Annotated in this window: 23 protein-coding genes; 4 read left to right on the top strand and 19 right to left on the bottom strand. The window is 68.0% G+C overall.

What is annotated here, in order from left to right:
* Positions 1-50: 50 nt before the first annotated feature.
* Both pgeF and rluD read right to left on the bottom strand, forming a co-directional pair.
* Positions 51-824, bottom strand: a complete 774-nt coding sequence (gene pgeF / locus D000_RS0109820) for a peptidoglycan editing factor PgeF (RefSeq protein WP_018873357.1) — start codon at positions 822-824, stop codon at positions 51-53.
* Entirely contained in the window at positions 817-1,776 is a 960-nt protein-coding gene (gene rluD, locus D000_RS0109815) for a 23S rRNA pseudouridine(1911/1915/1917) synthase RluD (RefSeq protein WP_018873356.1), read from the bottom strand. The genes pgeF and rluD overlap by 8 nt, the downstream gene beginning before the upstream one ends.
* Positions 1,777-1,853: 77 nt before the next feature.
* Between rluD and D000_RS0109810 the strand changes: the two genes are divergently transcribed.
* Entirely contained in the window at positions 1,854-2,696 is an 843-nt protein-coding gene (locus D000_RS0109810) for an outer membrane protein assembly factor BamD (RefSeq protein ID WP_026279897.1), read from the top strand.
* A 243-nt stretch (positions 2,697-2,939) separates the two neighbouring features.
* On the opposite strand, the gene D000_RS0109805 is transcribed toward D000_RS0109810, so the two are convergent.
* The 12 genes from D000_RS0109805 to D000_RS0109750 all read right to left on the bottom strand — a co-directional run bounded on the left by D000_RS0109805 (position 2,940) and on the right by D000_RS0109750 (position 13,478).
* Positions 2,940-3,278: a P-II family nitrogen regulator gene (locus tag D000_RS0109805; protein WP_017940393.1), complete on the bottom strand. Its 339-nt coding sequence runs from the start codon at positions 3,276-3,278 to the stop codon at positions 2,940-2,942.
* A gap of 367 nt (positions 3,279-3,645) precedes the next feature.
* The gene (locus D000_RS0109800; protein WP_018873354.1) at positions 3,646-5,340 is read right to left on the bottom strand and encodes an NAD+ synthase; all 1,695 of its coding nucleotides are present in this window, start codon (positions 5,338-5,340) and stop codon (positions 3,646-3,648) included.
* Between the two features lie 9 nt (positions 5,341-5,349).
* A complete protein-coding gene (gene sucD / locus D000_RS0109795; RefSeq protein WP_018873353.1) occupies positions 5,350-6,225 on the bottom strand; it encodes a succinate--CoA ligase subunit alpha in 876 nt (291 codons plus the stop codon).
* Positions 6,222-7,382: an ADP-forming succinate--CoA ligase subunit beta gene (gene sucC / locus D000_RS0109790; protein ID WP_018873352.1), complete on the bottom strand. Its 1,161-nt coding sequence runs from the start codon at positions 7,380-7,382 to the stop codon at positions 6,222-6,224. The genes sucD and sucC overlap by 4 nt, the downstream gene beginning before the upstream one ends.
* Positions 7,383-7,465: 83 nt before the next feature.
* Positions 7,466-7,846, bottom strand: coding sequence for an aspartate 1-decarboxylase (gene panD, locus D000_RS0109785; protein WP_012983407.1), 381 nt, complete (start codon positions 7,844-7,846; stop codon positions 7,466-7,468).
* Positions 7,847-8,122: 276 nt separating this feature from the next.
* Positions 8,123-9,001, bottom strand: a complete 879-nt coding sequence (gene panC / locus D000_RS0109780) for a pantoate--beta-alanine ligase (RefSeq protein ID WP_026279896.1) — start codon at positions 8,999-9,001, stop codon at positions 8,123-8,125.
* A 79-nt stretch (positions 9,002-9,080) separates the two neighbouring features.
* Positions 9,081-9,875, bottom strand: coding sequence for a 3-methyl-2-oxobutanoate hydroxymethyltransferase (panB, locus tag D000_RS0109775; RefSeq protein ID WP_018873350.1), 795 nt, complete (start codon positions 9,873-9,875; stop codon positions 9,081-9,083).
* Positions 9,876-9,904: 29 nt separating this feature from the next.
* On the bottom strand, positions 9,905-10,555 hold the full coding sequence (locus tag D000_RS0109770) for a deoxynucleoside kinase (protein WP_018873349.1): 651 nt from the start codon (positions 10,553-10,555) through the stop codon (positions 9,905-9,907).
* Complete coding sequence (gene folK / locus D000_RS0109765; protein WP_018873348.1) at positions 10,552-11,094, bottom strand: 2-amino-4-hydroxy-6-hydroxymethyldihydropteridine diphosphokinase; 543 nt, start codon at positions 11,092-11,094, stop codon at positions 10,552-10,554. The genes D000_RS0109770 and folK overlap by 4 nt, the downstream gene beginning before the upstream one ends.
* Positions 11,091-12,518 carry a polynucleotide adenylyltransferase PcnB gene (pcnB, locus tag D000_RS0109760; protein ID WP_018873347.1) on the bottom strand — a complete coding sequence of 476 codons (1,428 nt, stop codon included), beginning with the start codon at positions 12,516-12,518 and terminating at the stop codon, positions 11,091-11,093. The genes folK and pcnB overlap by 4 nt, the downstream gene beginning before the upstream one ends.
* A gap of 52 nt (positions 12,519-12,570) precedes the next feature.
* A complete protein-coding gene (locus tag D000_RS0109755; RefSeq protein ID WP_018873346.1) occupies positions 12,571-13,041 on the bottom strand; it encodes an NUDIX hydrolase in 471 nt (156 codons plus the stop codon).
* The gene (locus D000_RS0109750) at positions 13,038-13,478 is read right to left on the bottom strand and encodes an RNA-binding S4 domain-containing protein (protein ID WP_018873345.1); all 441 of its coding nucleotides are present in this window, start codon (positions 13,476-13,478) and stop codon (positions 13,038-13,040) included. The genes D000_RS0109755 and D000_RS0109750 overlap by 4 nt, the downstream gene beginning before the upstream one ends.
* Positions 13,479-13,593: 115 nt before the next feature.
* Between D000_RS0109750 and D000_RS0109745 the strand changes: the two genes are divergently transcribed.
* Positions 13,594-14,283 carry a glutathione S-transferase family protein gene (locus tag D000_RS0109745; RefSeq protein ID WP_018873344.1) on the top strand — a complete coding sequence of 230 codons (690 nt, stop codon included), beginning with the start codon at positions 13,594-13,596 and terminating at the stop codon, positions 14,281-14,283.
* A gap of 184 nt (positions 14,284-14,467) precedes the next feature.
* Here D000_RS0109745 and fur read toward each other — a convergent pair whose 3' ends face one another.
* Entirely contained in the window at positions 14,468-14,893 is a 426-nt protein-coding gene (fur, locus tag D000_RS0109740) for a ferric iron uptake transcriptional regulator (RefSeq protein WP_018873343.1), read from the bottom strand.
* A gap of 98 nt (positions 14,894-14,991) precedes the next feature.
* Here fur and D000_RS0109735 point away from each other — a divergent pair, with 98 nt between their 5' ends.
* A complete protein-coding gene (locus D000_RS0109735) occupies positions 14,992-15,354 on the top strand; it encodes an outer membrane protein assembly factor BamE (RefSeq protein WP_018873342.1) in 363 nt (120 codons plus the stop codon).
* A 29-nt stretch (positions 15,355-15,383) separates the two neighbouring features.
* On the opposite strand, the gene D000_RS0109730 is transcribed toward D000_RS0109735, so the two are convergent.
* The 3 genes from D000_RS0109730 to D000_RS0109720 are packed head-to-tail and all read right to left on the bottom strand — an operon-like array spanning position 15,384 to position 17,552.
* Positions 15,384-15,797: an RnfH family protein gene (locus tag D000_RS0109730; protein WP_081616664.1), complete on the bottom strand. Its 414-nt coding sequence runs from the start codon at positions 15,795-15,797 to the stop codon at positions 15,384-15,386.
* Positions 15,754-16,194, bottom strand: coding sequence for a type II toxin-antitoxin system RatA family toxin (locus D000_RS0109725; protein ID WP_018873340.1), 441 nt, complete (start codon positions 16,192-16,194; stop codon positions 15,754-15,756). Before D000_RS0109725 ends, D000_RS0109730 begins: the two co-directional genes overlap by 44 nt.
* The gene (locus D000_RS0109720) at positions 16,194-17,552 is read right to left on the bottom strand and encodes a sodium-dependent transporter (protein ID WP_018873339.1); all 1,359 of its coding nucleotides are present in this window, start codon (positions 17,550-17,552) and stop codon (positions 16,194-16,196) included. The genes D000_RS0109725 and D000_RS0109720 overlap by 1 nt, the downstream gene beginning before the upstream one ends.
* Positions 17,553-17,749: 197 nt before the next feature.
* On the opposite strand from D000_RS0109720, the gene smpB reads away from it, so the two are divergent.
* A complete protein-coding gene (gene smpB, locus D000_RS0109715) occupies positions 17,750-18,229 on the top strand; it encodes an SsrA-binding protein SmpB (RefSeq protein ID WP_018873338.1) in 480 nt (159 codons plus the stop codon).
* 314 nt (positions 18,230-18,543) lie between these two features.
* Here smpB and D000_RS0109710 read toward each other — a convergent pair.
* Positions 18,544-18,776 (bottom strand): integrase core domain-containing protein (locus D000_RS0109710; protein ID WP_018873337.1); only part of this gene is annotated, 233 nt, incomplete at its 5' end.

Below are 18,776 nucleotides of genomic sequence, written 5' to 3'. Positions count from 1 at the left end.
TGGAACACAGGGGGGCACCAGCGCGGACGTGCGATCAAATCAGCGTCTCCCTAGAGTGGCTCGATCCACACCAGCGTGCCCATGCGCCCGGTCTCGCCTTCGCGACGGTAGGAAAAGAAGTGCTCCGCCTCGCGGAAGGTGCAGCGGCCACCGCCGGCCACACGGCTCACGCCGGCGCGTTCGAGCCGTCTCCGGGCCAGGTGGTACAGGTCCGCCAGCAGGCGGCCGGCGCCTGTCGGAACAAACGCGGCCCCGGCCCCTGGGTCCTGCGCCAGGAAGGCCGCGCGCACCTCGGGGCCGACCTCGAAGGCCTCAGGCCCTATGGACGCCCCCATCCAGGCCTGAATCGACGTGTCCGGATACTCCGCACGCAGGGCCTCCACGGTCGCCTCAAGTACGCCATCGACCAGCCCGCGCCAGCCGGCATGGGCCACGCCCACGGCCCGGCCATCGACGGCGGCGAACACCACAGGCAGACAGTCGGCGGTCTGCACCGCGCAAACCACGCCGGGGCGGGCGGTGACGACGGCATCGGCCTCGAGCGTCACGCCCCGCGCCTGCGCCGCCTGCAGATCCTCGGCCCGGACCACCTGCGTCCCGTGCACCTGGCGCGGCCAGGCAACCACCTGCGCAAGCCCGAGGTGACGCTGCAGACGCTCCCGGTTCATGCCGACCCGCTCGTGGTCATCGCCAGTGTGCAGGGCCAGATTCAGCGTATCCCAGGGGGCGGGGCTGACCCCGCCCCGGCGCGTGGTCTGCAGCGCGCGCACCGCCGCCGGCAATGCCGTCCGCGGCGGCACAAGCAGGGGCAAGGATTCAGCCATCCGGGTGCTCTCCGGCGTCCTCGCGCAGGGCGGTCAGCAGGGCCTCGAAATCGGCCGGCAGCGGGGCCTCGAAGCTGCAGGGGTCGCCGGTGACGGGGTGCTCGAACTCCAGTCGCGCCGCGTGCAGGGCCTGTCGCTTGAAGGCCGCCAGGGTGGCGCGGATCGCCTCGCTCATGCCCCGGACCGGGCGCGGACGCCCACCATAGGTCAGATCGCCCACGATGGGATGCCGGATATGCGCCATATGAACCCGGATCTGATGCGTGCGCCCGGTCTCCAGCCGCACATTCAGGAGGGTGTGGGCGGGGAAGCGCTCGGCTACGCGGTAGTGGGTCACGGCGGGTTTGCCGCCGCCGGTGACTGCCTGGCGCTTCCGATCCACCGGATGGCGCCCGATCGGTTCGTCGATGGTGGCCCCGCTGATGACCCGACCCTGCACCAGCGCCCGGTATTCGCGGTGCACCGTGCGCGCCTGCAGCTGCCGCACCAGGGCGGTCTGGGCCTCCGGGGTACGCGCGACCACCATCAGGCCGGTGGTGTCCTTGTCCAGGCGGTGCACAACCCCGGCCCGCGGCAGCTGCGCCAGCTCCGGGGCATGGTGCAGCAGCGCATTCACCAGGGTGCCGTCACGATGCCCGGCCGCCGGGTGCACCACCAGCCCGGCCGGCTTGTTGATCACCAGCACCGCGGCATCCGCGTACACAATGTCCAGCGCGATCGGCTCGGGTTCCGCCGCCAGCACCGGCGCATCCGGGGGGCTCAGTTCCACCCGTTCCCCGCCCCGAACCGGGGTGCGTGGACGCGGCTGCGCGCCATCCACCCGCAGGGCGCCTTCCTTCAGCCACTGCGTCAGCTGGCTGCGGGAATACTCCGGGAACAGGCGCGCCAGCGCCGCGTCCAGACGCTGGCCGGCAGCCTCCTCCGGCAAGAAGGCCTCGCGGCTCGTGCTCATCGCGTACCCCTGCTCGTCGCCACCGGGGCGTGATGTTGTAGAATCCGTGGACTTTGATTCATCTGTGAGGCCTCGCCGTGATGTTTGTCCCGCAACTGCCGCGCCTGCTCGTCGTTCTGCTCGTGGCGCTCGTGGTCGCCGGCTGTGCCGGGCGCGAAGACCCCACACTGGGCTGGTCCGCCAGTCAGCTCTACGGCGAGGCCAAGAGCGCCCTCAACGCGGGCAACTACGACCAGGCCGTCGACTACTACGAAAAACTCGAGGCGCGCTATCCCTTCGGGCGCTACGCGCAGCAGGCGCAGATCGAGATCCCCTACGCCTACTACAAGGCCGGCGAGCCGGAACCCGCCCTGGCCGCGGTGGACCGCTTCGTGCAGCTGAACCCGCGCCATCCGAACCTGGATTATGCGTACTACCTGCGCGGGCTGATCAACTTCAACCGTCAGCAGGGCTTCCTCGCCAACCTGTTCCCGCGCGACCCGGCCGAGATGGACCCGGAGCCGTTCGACCAGGCGTTCCAGGACTTCGACCGCCTGATCCGCGAGTTTCCCGACAGTCGCTATGCCCCGGACGCCTACCAGCGCATGATCTACATCCGCAATGCGCTGGCCGCCTACGAACTGCGGGTGGCCGAGTTCTACATCGAGCGCACCGCCTGGGTCGCCGCCGCGCAGCGCGCCCGCAACGTGGTGGCCGTGTACCCCGGCTCCGAGGTCATGCCGAAGGCCCTGGCCGTGCTGCATCGCGCCTACACCGAGCTTGGCCTGGACGATCACGCCGAGAACACCATGACCGTGCTGGAGCTGAACTACCCGGACGCCGCCGTGGCCGTGCGCGCGGGCGAACCAGTGGAACTGGAAGGCGACGAACGCCGTGGCCTGTGGCGCGTAATGGACCGCATCCCGTTCCTCACCAACTGAGCCCCCGGGCACTCGTTCAGTCCGCTACGGCACAGAGGGAAAAGCGTCTACAGGAAGATGGGAAGACTGGAAGGTTGATCGGGTTTGGCCGCCACGGATATTGCGTACGTTCGGGGCTGCGACGGACACCAGCCAACCCCACACCCCAATCACCCTTCCCCTCTTCCAGCCTTCCCGTTAACCGCCCCTGACCTTCTTCGTGCGCTTCGTGGCAGATCGATCAAGCGCCGGAGGATCCGTCGCTCAGAGGGCCTCGCTGCCCTCTTCTCCGGTACGGATGCGGACCACCCGCGACATGTCGGAGACGAAGATCTTGCCGTCCCCGATCTTGCCGGTGCGCGAGGCCTTCACGATCGCGTCAATGCAGGGGTCCACGCGGTCGTCGTCCACCACCAGCTCCAGCTTTACCTTGGGCAGAAAGTCGACCACGTATTCCGCACCCCGGTAGAGCTCGGTATGGCCCTTTTGCCGACCAAAGCCCTGGACCTCGGTCGCGGTCATGCCGGCAATGCCCATCTCGGTCAGGGCCTCGCGGACATCTTCCAGCTTGAACGGCTTGATGATCGCCTCGATCTTCTTCATGCGAATCCCTTTAGTTGTGCCCGCCGCGCGGGCGCTTGTCTCACCTTTGGAAGTGTATCAAACCCCCAGCCTTGCGCCGCGCTCCTCACCTCCTCACAACGTCTGACCCTGCTGATGGATCACCACGAAGCCCACGAAGGCACGGAGAAAGGCAAGGTCAAGGGCGTTTGCACCACAGAGATCACAGAGGACACAGAGAAAAGAAAGGGCACATTTGTGATGTATGTAGGGCGAGGGCGGAAATCGATGCGCCTAGCACTTCAATCCTGATTTTCTCTGTGTTCTCCGTGCCCTCTGTGGTGACAAGATTTTTGCCCTTCTTCGTGCCTTCGTGCTTTGTGGTGCATCCAGAGCGCGGCAGGGCAGATCAGTCCGGGCGGTAGCCGGAGGTGATTGGGTAGCGCCGGTCGCGGCCGAAGGCGCGGCGGCTGACGCGCACGCCGGGCGGGGCCTGACGGCGCTTGTACTCGGCCAGGAACACCAGCCGCGCGATGCGTTCCACGGTGGCCCGATCAAAGCCATCGGCCACGATCTCCTCCACCGAGCGCTCCTGTTCGACGAAGGCCTCCAGCACCGCATCCAGCACCTCGTAGGGGGGCAGCGAATCGGCATCCTTCTGATCAGGCGCCAGTTCGGCGCTGGGCGGACGCTCGATCACCCGCTCGGGGACCGCCGCGCCACGCGTATTGCGCCAGCGCGCCAGGCGGTACACCCACTGCTTGGAGACATCCTTGAGCGGGGCGAAGCCGCCGTTCATGTCGCCGTACAGCGTGGAATAGCCCACGGCCATCTCGGACTTGTTCCCGGTCGCCAGCAGCAGCTTGCCGCTGCGGTTCGACAGTGCCATCAGCAGCACCCCGCGTGCGCGCGACTGCAGATTCTCCTCGGTCACATCCCCCGCGTGGGCCGGCATGGCGGCGAACGCCGGTGACAGCCCCTCGAGGAAGTCCTGCACCATCGGTTCGATCGCGATCTCGTGGTACTCGATGCCCAGCAGCCGGGCCTGTGCCTCGGCGTCCTCGATACTCATCGACGCCGTATAGCGATACGGCATCATCACCGCGGTCACCGCGGCCGGCCCCAGGGCATCCACCGCCAGCGCGGCCGTCAGCCCCGAGTCGATGCCGCCGGACAGGCCCAGCAGCACGCCGGGAAACCCGTTCTTGGCGACATAGTCGCGGATGCCGATCATCAGGGCCTGGTAGAGGTCGCGGGCATCCGTCTCGTCCGGCTCCGGGCCGGGGTCGGTCAGCGTCGGGCGGATGCCGCAGGCGGACAGGTGCATGGTCTCGGGGCGCGGCTGCAGTTCGATCCCCGACGGTCCGCGCCGGGCCTGCACCAGGGCATATCCGGTCGCCCAGGCCGGCAGTACCGCGCGCGCCCCGTGCGCGGCATCGTGCACGAAGGAGCGGCCGTCGAACACCAGCTCGTCCTGCCCCCCCACCTGGTTCACGTAGACCACCGGGCAGCCGGTCTCGGCGACCCGCGCCCCCACCACCTGCAGGCGTTCCTCGGCCTTGCCGCGATGATAGGGCGAGGCATTCAGGTTCAGGATCAGTTCGGCGCCGGCCGCCTTTGCGGCGGCGGCCGGCGCCGCCTGCCAGATGTCCTCGCAGACGGTCAGGCCGATCCGCCAGCCCGCGAGCTCGACCACGCAGGCCTGATCGCCCGCGACGAAATAGCGCTGTTCGTCGAATACCGAATAGTTGGGCAGGACCTGCTTGGCATAGCGCGCGATCTCGCGGCCGTCGCGCAGCCACAGCGCGGCGTTCACCAGGCCCTGATCGGTGGCCACCGGCGCGCCGAGGATCACATCGATGCCCTGCACCGCGCGCGTGATCGCGGCCAGGGACTGTTCCACCGCGCGCAGGAAGGCCGGACGCAGCAGCAGGTCCTCCGGGGGGTAGCCGGTCAGGGCGAGTTCGGGGAAGACCACCGCGCGCGCGCCGGCGGCGCGGGCCTGTTCGATCGCGTCCTCGATCAGGTGGCGGTTCGTATCCAGCCCGCCCACGATCGGGTTGATCTGGGCCAGGGCCAGCGGCAGGTCATCGGCGGACGCCATCGCGGCGTATCAGGCGCGATCGAGCGCGGACTGCATGGCCTGGCCGAGTTCGGCCGGGCTCTCGGCCACGCTCGCACCCGCCGCGCGCAGGGCCGCCATCTTCTGTTCGGCCGTGCCCTGGCCGCCGGCGATAATCGCCCCGGCATGGCCCATGCGACGTCCGGGCGGTGCGGTGGCACCCGCGATATAGGCCGCCACCGGCTTGTCGAATTCGCTCTCGATATAGCGCGCGGCGCGCTCCTCGGCATCGCCGCCGATCTCGCCGACCAGCAGCACACCGTCGGTCTCCGGATCGTCGCGGAACAGCCGCAGGCAGTCGACGAAGTCGAGCCCCTGGATCGGGTCGCCACCGATGCCGATGCAGGTGCTCTGGCCCAGCCCCCGATCCGAGGTCTGCTTGACCGCCTCGTAGGTCAGGGTGCCGGAGCGCGAGACGATGCCGATGCGCCCGCGCTGGTGGATATAGCCCGGCATGATGCCGACCTTGCAGGCATCCGGCGTGATGATGCCGGGGCAGTTCGGCCCGATCAGGCGGGTCGGGCTGCCGGCGAGGACCTGCTTCACCCGGATCATGTCCTGTACCGGGATGCCCTCGGTGATGCACACGGCCAGTTCGATGCCGGCATCCGCCGCCTCGCAGATCGCATCGGCCGCGAACGGGGCCGGGACATAGATCATGCTGACGGTCGCACCGGTCTGCGCCACCGCATCGGCGACGGTATCGAACACCGGACGGTCCAGATGCGTCTGCCCGCCCTTGCCGGGCGTCACGCCCCCGACCAGACGGGTGCCGTAGGCGATCGCCTGCTCGGAGTGGAAGCTGCCCTGCTTGCCGGTAAAGCCCTGGCAGATCACCTTCGTATCGCGATCGACGAGGATGCTCATGCCACGGCCTCCACCACGGTGCGCGCCGCGCGGTCGAGGTCCGCGGCCGGGATCACGTCCAGACCGGAGCTGGCCAGCGCCTCGCGGCCCTGCTCCGCGTTGGTGCCTTCCAGCCGCACCACCACCGGCACCTGGACCTGCACCTCGCGGATCGCGGCGATGATGCCCTCGGCGATCAGGTCGCAGCGCACGATGCCGCCAAAGATATTCACCAGCACCGCCTTCACCGAGGGGTCCGACAGGATCAACTTGAACGCGGCCGTGACCCGCTCCACCGTCGTGCCGCCGCCGACATCCAGGAAGTTGGCCGGCTCGCCGCCGTGGTGCTTGATCAGGTCCATCGTGGCCATGGCCAGGCCCGCCCCGTTCACCATGCAGCCGATGGAGCCGTCCAGGCGGATGTAGTTGAGGTCGTGCTCGTGCGCCTGTTCCTCGGCCGGGTCGCGCTGGCGTGCGTCGCGTTCGGCCATCAGCGACTTCTGGCGGTAGGCGGCGGAGTCGTCCACGGTCAGCTTGGCGTCGATGGCCAGCAGCTGATCGTCAGCGGTCAGCACCAGCGGGTTGATCTCCAGCAACTGCGCATCCAGCTGCTGGAACAGGGCATGGGCATTGGTCACCAGTTGGGCCATCGCCTTGGCCGGCTCGCCCGACAGCCCGAGGGCAAAGGCAACCCGCCGCCCGTGAAACGGCATCACGCCCGTGGCCGGGTGGATCGGCAGGGTGATCACCGCCTCGGGCCGTTCGGCGGCCAGGGTTTCGATGTCCATGCCGCCCTCGGCGGAGACCACCAGCGCCAGGCGCTCGCGGGCCCGGTCCACCAGCAGGGCAAAGTAGAACTCGCGGGCGATATCCGCGGCCGGCTCCAGCAGGAGCTGATCCACCGGCAGGCCCTCGGGACCGCTCTGCCCGGTGACCAGGCGCGAGCCCAGCAGCCTCTCCGCGGCCTCGCGCGCGGCCTCGGGGGAATCCGCCATCACCACGCCACCGGCCTTGCCGCGCCCGCCGGAATGCACCTGGGCCTTGACCAGCACGCGCTCGGCGCCCAGGGCCTGCCAGGCGGCGGGGAGCTGGTCGGGGTGGGTGATCACCTGTCCGTCGGGAACGGGGATGCCGGCGTCGCGAAAGCGCACCTTGGCCTGAAATTCGTGGAGATTCATGGGTGTGGAGGATAGCGGCGAGGCCGTTGCCCTACAACTGCGGGCCCTACAACTGCGGGGAGCACGCGAGGGGGGATGGTTTTTCAGGCGGCCTGCACCGGGATGCCGTGGCCGGTGCGCACGATCGCGTTGCGGGCGTCGAGATACACGAGGTTCGGGGTGAATTCCCGGGCCGCGGCGGCCTCCATCTGCGCGTAGGCGCAGATGATCACGCGGTGCCCCACCGCCGCCTTGTGCGCGGCCGCGCCATTGACCGAGATGATGCCGGAGCCCGGCTCGCCCTCGATCGCGTAGGTGGTGAAGCGCTCGCCGTTGTCGACGTTGTAGATCTGGATCTGCTCGAACGGCAGGATGCCGGCGGCTTCCAGCAGCCGCGTATCGATGGCGCACGAGCCCTCGTACTCCAGCTCACAATGAGTGACCTGGGCCTTGTGCAGCTTGCCCTTGAGCATGGTGACGTGCATCGGCGATTTTCCCGGCGATAACCTCTGGGGGCGAAAAATTATCCGCGATCCCGGCGACCACGGCAAACCCGCCCGTTCAGGTCAATGTTTTTCACCACGAAGCCCACGAAAAAACGAAGCAGTTCAAGGGCCATTCACAGGAAGGCTGGAAGACAGGAAGGGATTCTTGGTTGGCGGTGCGTAAACGATCGAGGGCCATCCGGCCCTCTTCGAATCTTCCCGTCTTCCTGTGACCGCTCTTTGCTTCGTGCGCTGCGTGGTTACAAAGAGATGGGCTCAGTCCGGGCGGGTGCGGACATTGTCGATCAGGCGTACGCCCTCCAGCCAGGCCGCCGCCAGGACCACCAGGTCCTGCTCTGCCAGCGGCACGCCCGATGCCGGCTCCAGCAGGTCGTCGGCGCGCCGGATCGACAGGTACTCCGGATCGAAACCGGCCTCGCGCAGGCGCTCGCAGGCACGCCCCTCGACCTCGGGGATGCGATCGGCGTCGAACACGGTCGCGGTGCGGCAGACCGTCGCGACCTCGTCCAGCACCCGCTTGAGTTCGGGGGCCACGCTGCGCGCCGATTCGGGCAACTGGCTGTTGCGCGAACTGAACGCCAGCCCGTCCGGCTCGCGCACGGTCGGGATCGCCTCCACCCGGGTCGGGATATCCAGCCCCTGCACCATGCGCTCGATCAGCTTGAACTGCTGGTAGTCCTTCTCGCCGAACAGCGCCAGGTCCGGACGCACCAGATTGAACAGCTTGGTAACCACCGTGGCGACCCCGTCGAAATGCCCGGGACGGTAGCTGCCCTCCAGGATCTCGGACAGCACCGGCACGACCACGCGCACCGGGGGCATCCCGTCCGGGGCGTACATGTCCTCGTCGCTGGGGCAGAACAGGGCATCCACGCCGGCGTCAGTGGCAAGCCGGGCATCCTCGTCGAGGGTACGCGGATAGCGCTCCAGGTCCTCGGGGCGGTCGAACTGCAGCGGGTTCACGAAGATCGACACCACCACGCGCTGAGCCCGCGCCCGGGCATGGCGAATCAGGGTCAGGTGTCCCTCGTGGAGGTTGCCCATGGTGGGCACCAGTGCCACGGTGCCGCGCCCCTTGCGCGACCACTCTCGATGCATGGCTACCAGCTGGGGCCGATCACGCAGAATTCTCATGGGTCAGGTCCGTCTTGATCCTCGGTCAATACCCGGCCGGTACGATGCGAGCTTGGGCACCGCGGCTGCCGACTCACTACTAGCTGAATGTATGCACACCAGACTGTGGGAAGGCGCGCGTGCGCACAGCCTCGCAGTAGGCCCGTACCGCGCCTTCGAGGGAGCCACCGTCGGCAAGAAAATCCCGTGCGAAACGCGGCGGCTCCGGCGTCAGGCCAAGCACATCGGACAGCACCAGCACCTGGCCATCGCAGCGGGGGCTGGCACCGATACCGATCACGGGCACCCCGGCACTGCGCACAATGGCATCGGCCAGGCTTTCCGGGATGCCTTCCAGCAGCAAGGCCTGTGCGCCGGCATCCTCCAGGCAGGCGGCCAGTGATTCCATCTCCGCCGCCGCCTTCGGGTCGCGCCCCTGGACCCGGTGCCCCCCGAAGCGGTGCACGGCCTGCGGCGTCAGCCCCAGGTGGGCACAGACCGGGATGCCGGCGGCGACCAGCCGCTCGACCACCGGAACCTCGACCGTGCCGCACTCGACCTTGACCATGTGTGCGCCAGCGCGCAGCAGTGCGCCAGCCTGGGTCAGTGCCGTGGCCGGATCGACGTCACCCAGAAACGGGATGTCCGCCATGATCAGGGCATTCGCGCTGCCGCGCGCCACACAGGCAACGTGGTAGACCATGTCGTCCAGTGTGACCGGCAGGGTGGTCGCATGACCCTGGACCACCATGCCCAGCGAATCGCCCACCAGGATCACATCCACGCCGCAGCGGTCCAGCAGACCGGCGAAGGCCGCGTCATAGGCCGTCAGGCAGGCAATGGGTTCACCCGCCTGCTTGCGGCTGGCCAGGGTGTTCACGGTAATCGGCCGCATACTCATGCCTCCCGGGCAGTCCGGCGTGCCTAAAGCGAGATCGGCAACGGGTTGAAGTAGTGCCGCCCGCCCTGGATCGGCTCCAGGAACTGCACCAGCTGATCGAAATCGGCCGGGTTATTCACCCAGTCAATCTCGGTGGCGTTCACGATCACGAGCGCCGGTCCCTCGAAATGATAGAAGAATTCCGCGTAGGCGGCGTTCAGCCGTTCCAGGTAACCGCTCTCGATGTGACGTTCGTACGGTCGTGCCCGACGGCGGATGCGCTCCTGCAGCACCTCCACCGGTGCCTGCAGATAGATCACCAGGTCCGGCCGCGGCAACCCGCCGCGCAGGTGGCGGAACATCTCGCGATAGATCTCCAGCTCGTCGGGGTGCAGATTCAGCTCGGCGAACAGCGGGTCCTTGTCCATCAGATAGTCGGACACGTGCCGCTGTTCGAACAGGCCCTTCTGCGCCACCGGCGTCAGCTGGCGTACGCGCTGCACCAGAAAGTGCAGCTGTGTGGCCAGGGCGTGCTTGTCCGGGTCCTGGTAGAAACGGTCAAGAAACGGGTTCTCGTCCGGGGCCTCGAAGATGCCTTCGGCCTGGAGGTGTTCGGCCAGCCGTTGCGCCAGGCTCGACTTCCCGACGCCGATGGGGCCCTCCACCGCAATAAAGTCGAAATCGCCGAGACTCATCCGCGGCCCTCCGCGGTCGCCACGGCCTCCCCTGGCTCCATGACCGGGAGCAGCCCTGCCCCGTCAAAGCGCTGCGCCAGCTGCTCCAGCGAACCCAGACCCGGCACCCGCAGCCCCGGCGCCAGCTCCAGCAACGGGAGCACCACGAAGTCCCGTTCGGCGATACCGGCGTGCGGTACCTGCAGCCCCGGCAGCTCCAGCTGCTGGTCACCGAACAGCAGCAAATCCAGATCCAGGCGCCGCGGCCCCCAGCGGGTGCCGTCACGCTCGCGCCCGCAGGCACACTCGATCGCCTGCAACCCGTCCAGCAGCTCCAGGGGGGGCAGGTGCGTCTGCAGACGGGCCACCGCGTTTACGTAGTCGGGCTGATCCTGGGGCCCCATCGGCGGGTTGCGGAACAGGCGCGAACGACCGGTCAGGCGCGTCTGCGGCAGGTCGCGGGCCAGGCGGACAAAAGACTCGCGCACCTGGGCCTCGGGGTCACCCAGATTCGCCCCGATGCCGATATAGGCATGCACGCCACCCCCGGTTGCCGTCATTCGCCGCCCCCCTGATCACCCCCGGACGGGGTGTTGCCGCTGCTGCCGTCCTGGCCGCCGCCCCCGGAGCCGCCCTTGCGGCCTCGCCGGCGTCGGCGACCGCCGCGGCGCGAGCGCCCCTTGGGCCCCTTGCCCGAAGCCGCGCCCGCCAGGGCCTTCTGTCCAGCCTCGTCCTGCTCCTGGATTTCGGTCCACCAGCGGCACAGCTCCGGATCGGCATCCCCTGCGCGGGCGCGCAGGCACAGGAAGTCATAGCCGGCGCGAAAGCGCGGGTGCGTCAGCAGACGCAGCGCGCGGCCGCCGCGGTAGCGCTCCAGCCGTGCCTGCAGCTCCCAGATCTCGCGCACGATCAGGCTGAAACGCTTGGGGATCGAGACCGTCCTGACCTGGCGATCCAGCACCTCGGCCATGGCCTGTTGCCAGGCCGGGATCTCCTGCTCCCCGGCTTCGATGCGTGCCGCCGCCTCGACCTGAACCGGGGCCCACAGGATCGCGGCGTAGAGAAAGGCCGGATTGACGCCCAGCTCCTCGTTGATGCGTTTGTCGGTGTTCAGCAGCGACTCGACCAGGAACTGACGGCGCTCGGCCCCCGTCTCCGGGTCGGCAAAGCACTCGGCCGCCTCCGGGAACATCGGCGCGAACAGCCCGAAACGTTCCAGCTCGTCCAGACAGGTGACCGCCGCACCGCTGTGAAACAGCTTGATCACCTCGTCGAACAGGCGCGCCGGCGCCACGGTCTGCATCAGCGTGGCCAGCTCCCGAATGCCCGCCTCGACCTCGGGGGCGATACGCAGCCCCAGCTTGGCGGAGAAGCGCACCGCGCGCAGCATGCGCACCGGGTCCTCGCGCAGGCGTGTCTCGACATCGTCCCCGATCAGGCGCAGCACCCCGGCGCGCAGGTCCTCGACCCCGCCGGTGTAATCCAGCACCGAGAAGTCCTCGATGTCGTAGTACAGCGCGTTCACGCTGAAGTCGCGCCGCACCGCATCCTGTTCGATCGTGCCGTAGCGGTTGTCGCGCAGGATGCGGCCCTCGTCGGACAGGGCCACCTGCTCGTCGCCCTCGGCGTCGTCATGCGGGGCGCGGAAGGTGGCGACCTCGATCATCTCGCGGCCGAACAGGACATGTGCCAGGCGGAAGCGGCGCCCGATCAGGCGGCAGTTGCGGAACAGGCCGCGCACCTGTTCCGGCGTCGCATCGGTGGCGACATCGAAGTCCTTGGGCTCGCGCCCCAGCAGCAGGTCGCGCACGCCACCCCCCACCAGGCATGCGCGGTAACCGGCATCGCGCAGGCGGTAGAGCACCTTCAGGGCGTTATCGTCGATCAGGGCGCGCGAGATGCCGTGTTCCGCACGCTCGTAGACGCGCGGCTCCGGCAGGTCGCCGTCGCGACGGGATCGGGTTGCGGGGTCTGCCTGTGTCACTCGAAACCGTATCGGTGGTCGGAAGCCCCGTATGGTAACAGCTTGGCCCGCTTCATCCCGCTTTTTGTACCCGACGCAGCGCCGCCGTCTCGCCGGTCAGGCGGTAGCGCAGATAGTCATCCAGGATGCGCCGGTGATCGAAGACCAGGACCTGCCCCGGGTCATCCGGCGCCAGCCAGGCGCAGTCGGCGGCGTCGTCGGCCGCCTGCGCCTGGCCCTGACCGCGGGCGATATAGACCGCGCTGACGGTATGTCCGCGCGGGTCGCGGCCGGGGTCGGAATACACACCGAGCAGGGTCTCCAGCGTGACCTCCAGCCCGGTCTCCTCGCGCGCCTCGCGGACCGCCGCGTGCTCGGTGGTCTCGCCCACATCGACAAAACCACCCGGCAGGGCCCAGCCATGGGGAGGGTTGCGACGCTCGATCACCAGCACGCGACCGGGCTGCGCCGGGTGGTGGATTACCAGATCCACGGCAAGCCGGGGCGTGATCGGCGCGCGGGCGGCGCCATCGGTCTGACTCATTCGGGTTCGCTCCTGTCGCTGGCGTCCTGCCGGATAAAGCGGCGAATCTTGCGCCGATCGCGCTTGTCCGGCCGCCGCCCCGGGGCCCGGTCGGCGCCGGCACGTTCGGCGCGGCGGCGTTCGCCTTCGGCCGCGCGCCGGGCCTCGCTTTCGGGGATCTCGGTGTACAAAGCCTGGGCCTCGCTCGCCGGGCGCCGCTGATCGTTGAGCGCCACCACGTCCAGCTCCCAGACCTGGGTGCCGCGATGGATCGTCAGGCGATCGCCGGGGTGCAGCCGACGCGCCGGCTTGCAGCGCTCGCCGTTCACATGAACCTTGCCGCCACTGACGGCCTCGGTCGCCAGCGCGCGGGTCTTGAAGAAGCGCGCGGCCCACAGCCACTTGTCGATGCGCAGCCCGGCACTGCCCGGTGCGGCCTGGCCGTTACCCCTGCCCAAGGGTTCCCCGGGTCGGCCGGAGGGGAGACAATATGCGCTCTTTCCAAGCGAGGAGCCGGCGGACCGAGACTATTCGGGGCGGCAACCGACCCGCCCGCGGACGCCGAACATCACCATGAATCTGCCGCATCTGCACCTGATCAGTTTCGCTATCTGTCCGTTCGTTCAGCGTAGCGTGATCACGCTGAAATACAAAAAAGTCCCGTTCCAGCTGGACCTGATCGATCTGCTCGATCCGCCAGACTGGTTTCGCGAGCGCTCGCCGCTGGGCAAGGTCCCGCTGCTGATCGTGGATCACGACACCGTGCTGTTCGAATCGGCCGTGATCAACGAGTACGTTGACGCCATCACCCCACCCCCACTGATGCCGGCGGAACCGCTGGAACAGGCCCGCACGCGCGCCTGGATCGAGTACCTGTCGGAACAGACCTTCGCCCAGTACCAGTGGATGACCGCCACCACCGAAGATGCCTTCGAGCTGGCACGGCACACCGCCGCCCGCGGCCTGGAACGTCTGGAGCAGCAGATCGGCACTGACGACCGGCTGGGCGCGCCGGGCTTCTCGCTGATCGACGCCACGCTGGCACCGATCCTGATGCGCTATGCGCTGCTGGAGGACCCGGACAGCCCCTGGGAGGCGGACAGCTTCCCGCGCCTGGCGGCGCGCTGGGAGACTCTGCGTGACATGCCGGCCGTGCGCGACTCGGTGCCGGCCGACTTCGCCGCGCAGCTGGTCGACTACCTGCGCCAGCAGGAGGGGTTCGCACCGGCGCATTTCGCGGCGAAGCTCGCCACGTCTACCTGACCCGGGCTGCACCCGCCCGCCTCCTGGAGCGTCCTCGGTTCGGTGCAGCGCATTTGCGGTGGCTTCGATCCGCCACCTGACTGGTTGTGGCCAGGCCGGGTTCTGCAGGCGGCCACTGCCCGGCGAGCAGGATCTCGAATGTGACGCTGGCGCGACTGGGGAAGCCGCGAATAAAGGGGCGCGGTCAAGCCGGGCGGTGCGGGCAGGCGCTGTCCACGCAGTCGCCGTACAGCACCAGGGCGTGATCCTTGATCGCAAAGCCATGATGCTGGGCCACATCGCGCTGGCGCCGCTCGATCGTCTCGTCGAAAAACTCCTCCACGCGCCCGCACTGGTTGCAGACGATATGGTCATGGTGGCCACCACGCTCCAGCTCGAAGACCGCCTGATTGCCCTCCAGGTGCAGCCGGCACACCAGCCCCGCCGCCTCGAACTGCGTCAGCACGCGGTACACGGTGGCAAGGCCGATCTCCTCGCCGGAATCGAGCAGTTCGCGATAGATCGCCTCGGCGCTCAGGTGACGCGTCTCCGAGGTCTCGAGGATCTCGAGGATCTTCATCCTCGGCAGCGTGACCTTGAGCCCCGCCTTCTTGAGATTGCTTGTCTCCATCACCCGAATTCCTGCGACCGCCGGCTTGAGGGCCGCGGTATGCTTTGGTGTACCATGCGCGTTCACGGCCCACCAGACGCCGAGGACCGCCCGCTCAGATGATTAAGATTCTCATTTCTATTGCCGTGGCTGCAAGCCTGCTCAGCGCCTGCGGCGGCCTCAACCAGTTCCGTCTGGACGTGCAGCAGGGCAATGTGATCGATCCAGCCCAGGTGGCCCAGATCCAGCCCGGCATGACGCCGCAGCAGGTGCGCTTCCTGATGGGCTCACCGCAGCTGGAGCCCGCCTTCCGTGCCGATGACCGCTGGGACTACGTCTACTACCGCCGCCCCGGCTTCGGTGCCACTGAGCGCCAGCGCGTCACGATCCACTTCGACAACGGTGTGGTGAGCCACGTGGAGTCCGACATCCCGCAGCCGGTGGCACTGGACGACCACCCGGTGGACATGGACGATAACTGACGCCGGGCCCGCCCCCGGTGCGCGCCTGTCTACCCCTGCGGTTCCGACGTGGAGTCCGGCGCCGCCGCGCCGGCGGCCTCCCCCTTGCCCGGCTTCTTGCGACCCTTGCCGGCACGCTGACGCCGGACCTCCTTCGGGTCCGCAAGCAGCGGCCGATAGACCTCGATACGGTCGCGCGGCCTCAGCACCGTGTCGCGGCGGGTGATCTTGCCGAAGATACCGACCTTCACCGTCTCCAGATCAATCTCGGGGAACTGCTGCTCGATATCCGACTGCCGCAGCGCGGTGTCCACGGTCGTCCCCTCGGGCACCACCAGCGGCAGGATCACCTGACGCTCCGGGCGCGCATAGGCCACCTCCACGCGGATCATGCCGTCCTCGGCGGCCGGTGCCGTGGGGCTATCCGGCACCGTGCACCTCGCGCGCGCGCTGGACAAAGGCATCCACCAGCGAGTTGGCGATCTGGTTGAACACCGGCCCGATCGCAAACGCCATGATGCGGTTGGCGAACTCGAACTCCAGCTCCAGGGCAATGCGGGTGCGCCCGCCCTCGACCTGGGAGAAGGTCCAGGTCCCGTGCAGGCGCCGGAACGGGCCGGACACCAGGCGCATGTCGATACTCTCCGGGCGCTTGAGCGTGTTGCGGGTGGTGAACGACTTGTGCAGCGCACCCTTGGCCAGTTCGATCGTCCCCTCGACCTCGTGCTCGCCGCGCGGTCGCGCCGAGGCGCTGCGACAGCCCGGCAGGAACTCGGGATAGGCGTCGACGTCGTTCACCAGGTTGAACATCTGCTCGCGGGTGTAGGGCACGTCCGCGTAGCGCCGGATCTTCGAGGCCATCAGATCAGCTCCACTGCGCGCAGGAACACGAACAGGATCGCGACCGGGGCCACGAACCGGACCAGGAAGTACCACAACTGGTACAGCCCGGGGTGCTGCATGCGCAGCTCGGACTGCACCGAGCGCTCGGTCATGCGCCAGCCCACGAAGATCGCGATCAGGAAGCCACCCAGCGGCAGCAGGATATTGGCGGTCACATAGTCGAACAGGTCCAGGATGCCCATATCGAACAGGGTGTAGTCGGACCAGACGTTCAGCGAGAGCAGGGCCCCGATGCCCAGCAACCAGGCACCGATCGCGATCAGGGTGGTCGCTGTCACCCGGGTCAGCCCCAGGTTTTCGACCAGGAAGGCCACGGCCGGCTCGATGATCGAGATCGCCGACGTCCAGGCCGCGAACACCAGCAGCACGAAGAACATGGTGCCGAAGTACAGCCCGCCCGGCATATCGGCAAAGGCCAGCGGCAAGGTCACGAAGATCAGGCCCGGGCCCTGTTCGGCCGACAGGCCCGCCCCGAGCACGATGGGGAAGATCGCCAGCCCCGCCATGATCGCCACCAGAGTGTCCGCCCCGACCACCGCGGTGGAGGTCCGTGCGATGGAGGCCTCGCTCTGCAGGTAGCTGCCGTAGATCATGATCGCGCCCATGCCGAGACTGAGGGTAAAGAACGCCTGGCCCATGGCCAGCAGCACCGCGTTCGCGGACAGGGCGGAGAAATCCGGATACAGCAGGAACTGGAGACCGGCGAAGAACTGCCCCTGGACCACCGCATAACCGACCATCACCACCAGCATCAGGAACAGCAGCGGCATCAGGATGGTGACGGCCTTCTCCAGCCCCGACTGCACCCCGCGCGCCACCACGATCGCGGTCATCACCATGAAGATCGTATGCCAGGCCAGCAGCGCCTCGGGATCGGCCAGCATGCCGCCGAACATCGATTCGGACCCCTCCGCGTCGAGCCCCAGGAAGCCGCCGGTCCCCGACTTGAACACATAGGACAGCGACCAGCCCGCAACCACGCTGTAGAACGACAGGATCAGGAAGCCGGCCAGCACACCGATCCACCCGATCATGCCCCACGCGCGTGACAGCCCTTCCTCGCGCGCCAGCGCCGACATCGTGTTGATCGGGCTCTGGCGCCCGCGCCGCCCCAGCATGATCTCGGCCATCATCACCGGCAGGCCGATCAGCAGGATGCAGCCGAGATAAACCAGCACAAAGGCGCCACCGCCGTTCTCGCCGGCGATATAGGGAAAGCGCCAGATATTGCCCAGGCCGACGGCCGAACCGGTGGCCGCCAGGATGAAGGCCAGGCGGGTCGTCCATTGCCCGTGGATCGAAGTCGTGGCAGGCATCAATGGCTCCTTGTTGAGCGGAGACGGAAGGCGTGTGCGCGGCCATCGCGCCCGGCGATCGCCCAAGCCCGGGCGCACAGCGCGCCGCCGAGTCCGCCGGAATTGTGGGGCAGCGGGTCCTCAGGCTCAACTTTCACCACGGACGCAGGCCCATACGGCCTGCTTCGCCGCGCCGCCTGCAGTACACTGCACAGGTTATGGGAAAGAAGAAGAAACAAGGCGGAGACAACTCCAGCACCATCGCGCTCAACCGCAAGGCGCGCCACGATTTCTTTATCGAGGACCGACTGGAAGCCGGGCTGGAACTGGAAGGCTGGGAGGTCAAGTCCATGCGCGCCGGGCGCGCGCAGCTGAGTGAGTCCTACGTACTGCTGCGCAACGGCGAGGCCTTTCTGTTCGGCGCGCACGTCACACCGCTGCCCACCGCCTCCACCCATATCCACCCGGACCCCAGCCGCACCCGCAAACTGCTGCTGCATCGGGCCGAGATCAACCGTCTGGTCGGGGCCGTGGAGCGCAAGGGCTATACCCTGGTGCCGATGGCCCTGTACTGGAAGCGCGGCCGCGCCAAGCTCGAGATTGGCCTGGCCAAGGGCAAAAAGGAGTTCGACAAGCGTGCCGCCAAGAAGGACAAGGACTGGGAACGCGAGCGCGCCCGGATCCTGAAGCACAGCTAACGCCACAGCACCCCGCCCACCGTCCCCGTTCCGGCTCGCGCCGGTCGCCCCGACCCCGTCCCTCGCCGTGTACGGTGTCTTCATCTAGCCGCCTGCCTGGTGGCGGCTGCTCCCCGTTCGACCTCCGGTGTTTATGGTGCCTTCGGTCCGCAACCTGCCGATTTTTGGCTAGGCCTGGTTCGTCCTCCGGTGTTTACGGTGCCTCCGGTCCACGTACTGCCGTGCGCTGACTCGCCAGCGCGCCCCGAGGTCCTTTCTTGCTTGCCCAAGAAAGGTGAACCGCCCCGGGTTTCCCGGAGACCCGTTGGTTTGGGTCACGCTGCACGAACGGACCCCTGAAGTGGTTGATGGTACTGCGCTTCGATCATTGCCGGCGGTCGATACCCGTTGGATTCCAACAGGCGTCGCCGGTTGAACCAGTCGACCCACTGGAGCGTAGCCCACTCGACGTCGCGTAGATCGTTAAGACGCCCCCAGTAGGCCCGGACCTCGGTCTTGTACAGCCCGTTGATGGTCTCCGCCAGGGCGTTGTCGTAGGAGTCACCGA

It is taken from the genome of Thioalkalivibrio sp. ALJ16 (assembly GCF_000377345.1).
In the GTDB taxonomy this organism is placed as follows: Bacteria; Pseudomonadota; Gammaproteobacteria; order Ectothiorhodospirales; family Ectothiorhodospiraceae; genus Thioalkalivibrio.
This window is presented reverse-complemented; position numbering and strand designations above follow the sequence as displayed.

What these genes read in the sequence shown, in the direction of transcription:
- pgeF (WP_018873357.1), bottom strand. Translation starts at nt 824, where the DNA reads ATGGCTGAATCCTTGCCCCTGCTTGTGCCGCCGCGGACGGCATTGCCG.
- rluD (WP_018873356.1), bottom strand. Translation starts at nt 1,776, where the DNA reads ATGAGCACGAGCCGCGAGGCCTTCTTGCCGGAGGAGGCTGCCGGCCAG.
- D000_RS0109805 (WP_017940393.1), bottom strand. Translation starts at nt 3,278, where the DNA reads ATGAAGAAGATCGAGGCGATCATCAAGCCGTTCAAGCTGGAAGATGTC.
- D000_RS0109800 (WP_018873354.1), bottom strand. Translation starts at nt 5,340, where the DNA reads ATGGCGTCCGCCGATGACCTGCCGCTGGCCCTGGCCCAGATCAACCCG.
- sucD (WP_018873353.1), bottom strand. Translation starts at nt 6,225, where the DNA reads ATGAGCATCCTCGTCGATCGCGATACGAAGGTGATCTGCCAGGGCTTT.
- sucC (WP_018873352.1), bottom strand. Translation starts at nt 7,382, where the DNA reads ATGAATCTCCACGAATTTCAGGCCAAGGTGCGCTTTCGCGACGCCGGC.
- panD (WP_012983407.1), bottom strand. Translation starts at nt 7,846, where the DNA reads ATGCACGTCACCATGCTCAAGGGCAAGCTGCACAAGGCCCAGGTCACT.
- panC (WP_026279896.1), bottom strand. Translation starts at nt 9,001, where the DNA reads ATGAGAATTCTGCGTGATCGGCCCCAGCTGGTAGCCATGCATCGAGAG.
- panB (WP_018873350.1), bottom strand. Translation starts at nt 9,875, where the DNA reads ATGCGGCCGATTACCGTGAACACCCTGGCCAGCCGCAAGCAGGCGGGT.
- D000_RS0109770 (WP_018873349.1), bottom strand. Translation starts at nt 10,555, where the DNA reads ATGAGTCTCGGCGATTTCGACTTTATTGCGGTGGAGGGCCCCATCGGC.
- folK (WP_018873348.1), bottom strand. Translation starts at nt 11,094, where the DNA reads ATGACGGCAACCGGGGGTGGCGTGCATGCCTATATCGGCATCGGGGCG.
- D000_RS0109755 (WP_018873346.1), bottom strand. Translation starts at nt 13,041, where the DNA reads ATGAGTCAGACCGATGGCGCCGCCCGCGCGCCGATCACGCCCCGGCTT.
- D000_RS0109745 (WP_018873344.1), top strand. Translation starts at nt 13,594, where the DNA reads ATGAATCTGCCGCATCTGCACCTGATCAGTTTCGCTATCTGTCCGTTC.
- fur (WP_018873343.1), bottom strand. Translation starts at nt 14,893, where the DNA reads ATGGAGACAAGCAATCTCAAGAAGGCGGGGCTCAAGGTCACGCTGCCG.
- D000_RS0109735 (WP_018873342.1), top strand. Translation starts at nt 14,992, where the DNA reads ATGATTAAGATTCTCATTTCTATTGCCGTGGCTGCAAGCCTGCTCAGC.
- D000_RS0109730 (WP_081616664.1), bottom strand. Translation starts at nt 15,797, where the DNA reads ATGCCTTTGTCCAGCGCGCGCGCGAGGTGCACGGTGCCGGATAGCCCC.
- D000_RS0109725 (WP_018873340.1), bottom strand. Translation starts at nt 16,194, where the DNA reads ATGGCCTCGAAGATCCGGCGCTACGCGGACGTGCCCTACACCCGCGAG.
- D000_RS0109720 (WP_018873339.1), bottom strand. Translation starts at nt 17,552, where the DNA reads ATGCCTGCCACGACTTCGATCCACGGGCAATGGACGACCCGCCTGGCC.
- smpB (WP_018873338.1), top strand. Translation starts at nt 17,750, where the DNA reads ATGGGAAAGAAGAAGAAACAAGGCGGAGACAACTCCAGCACCATCGCG.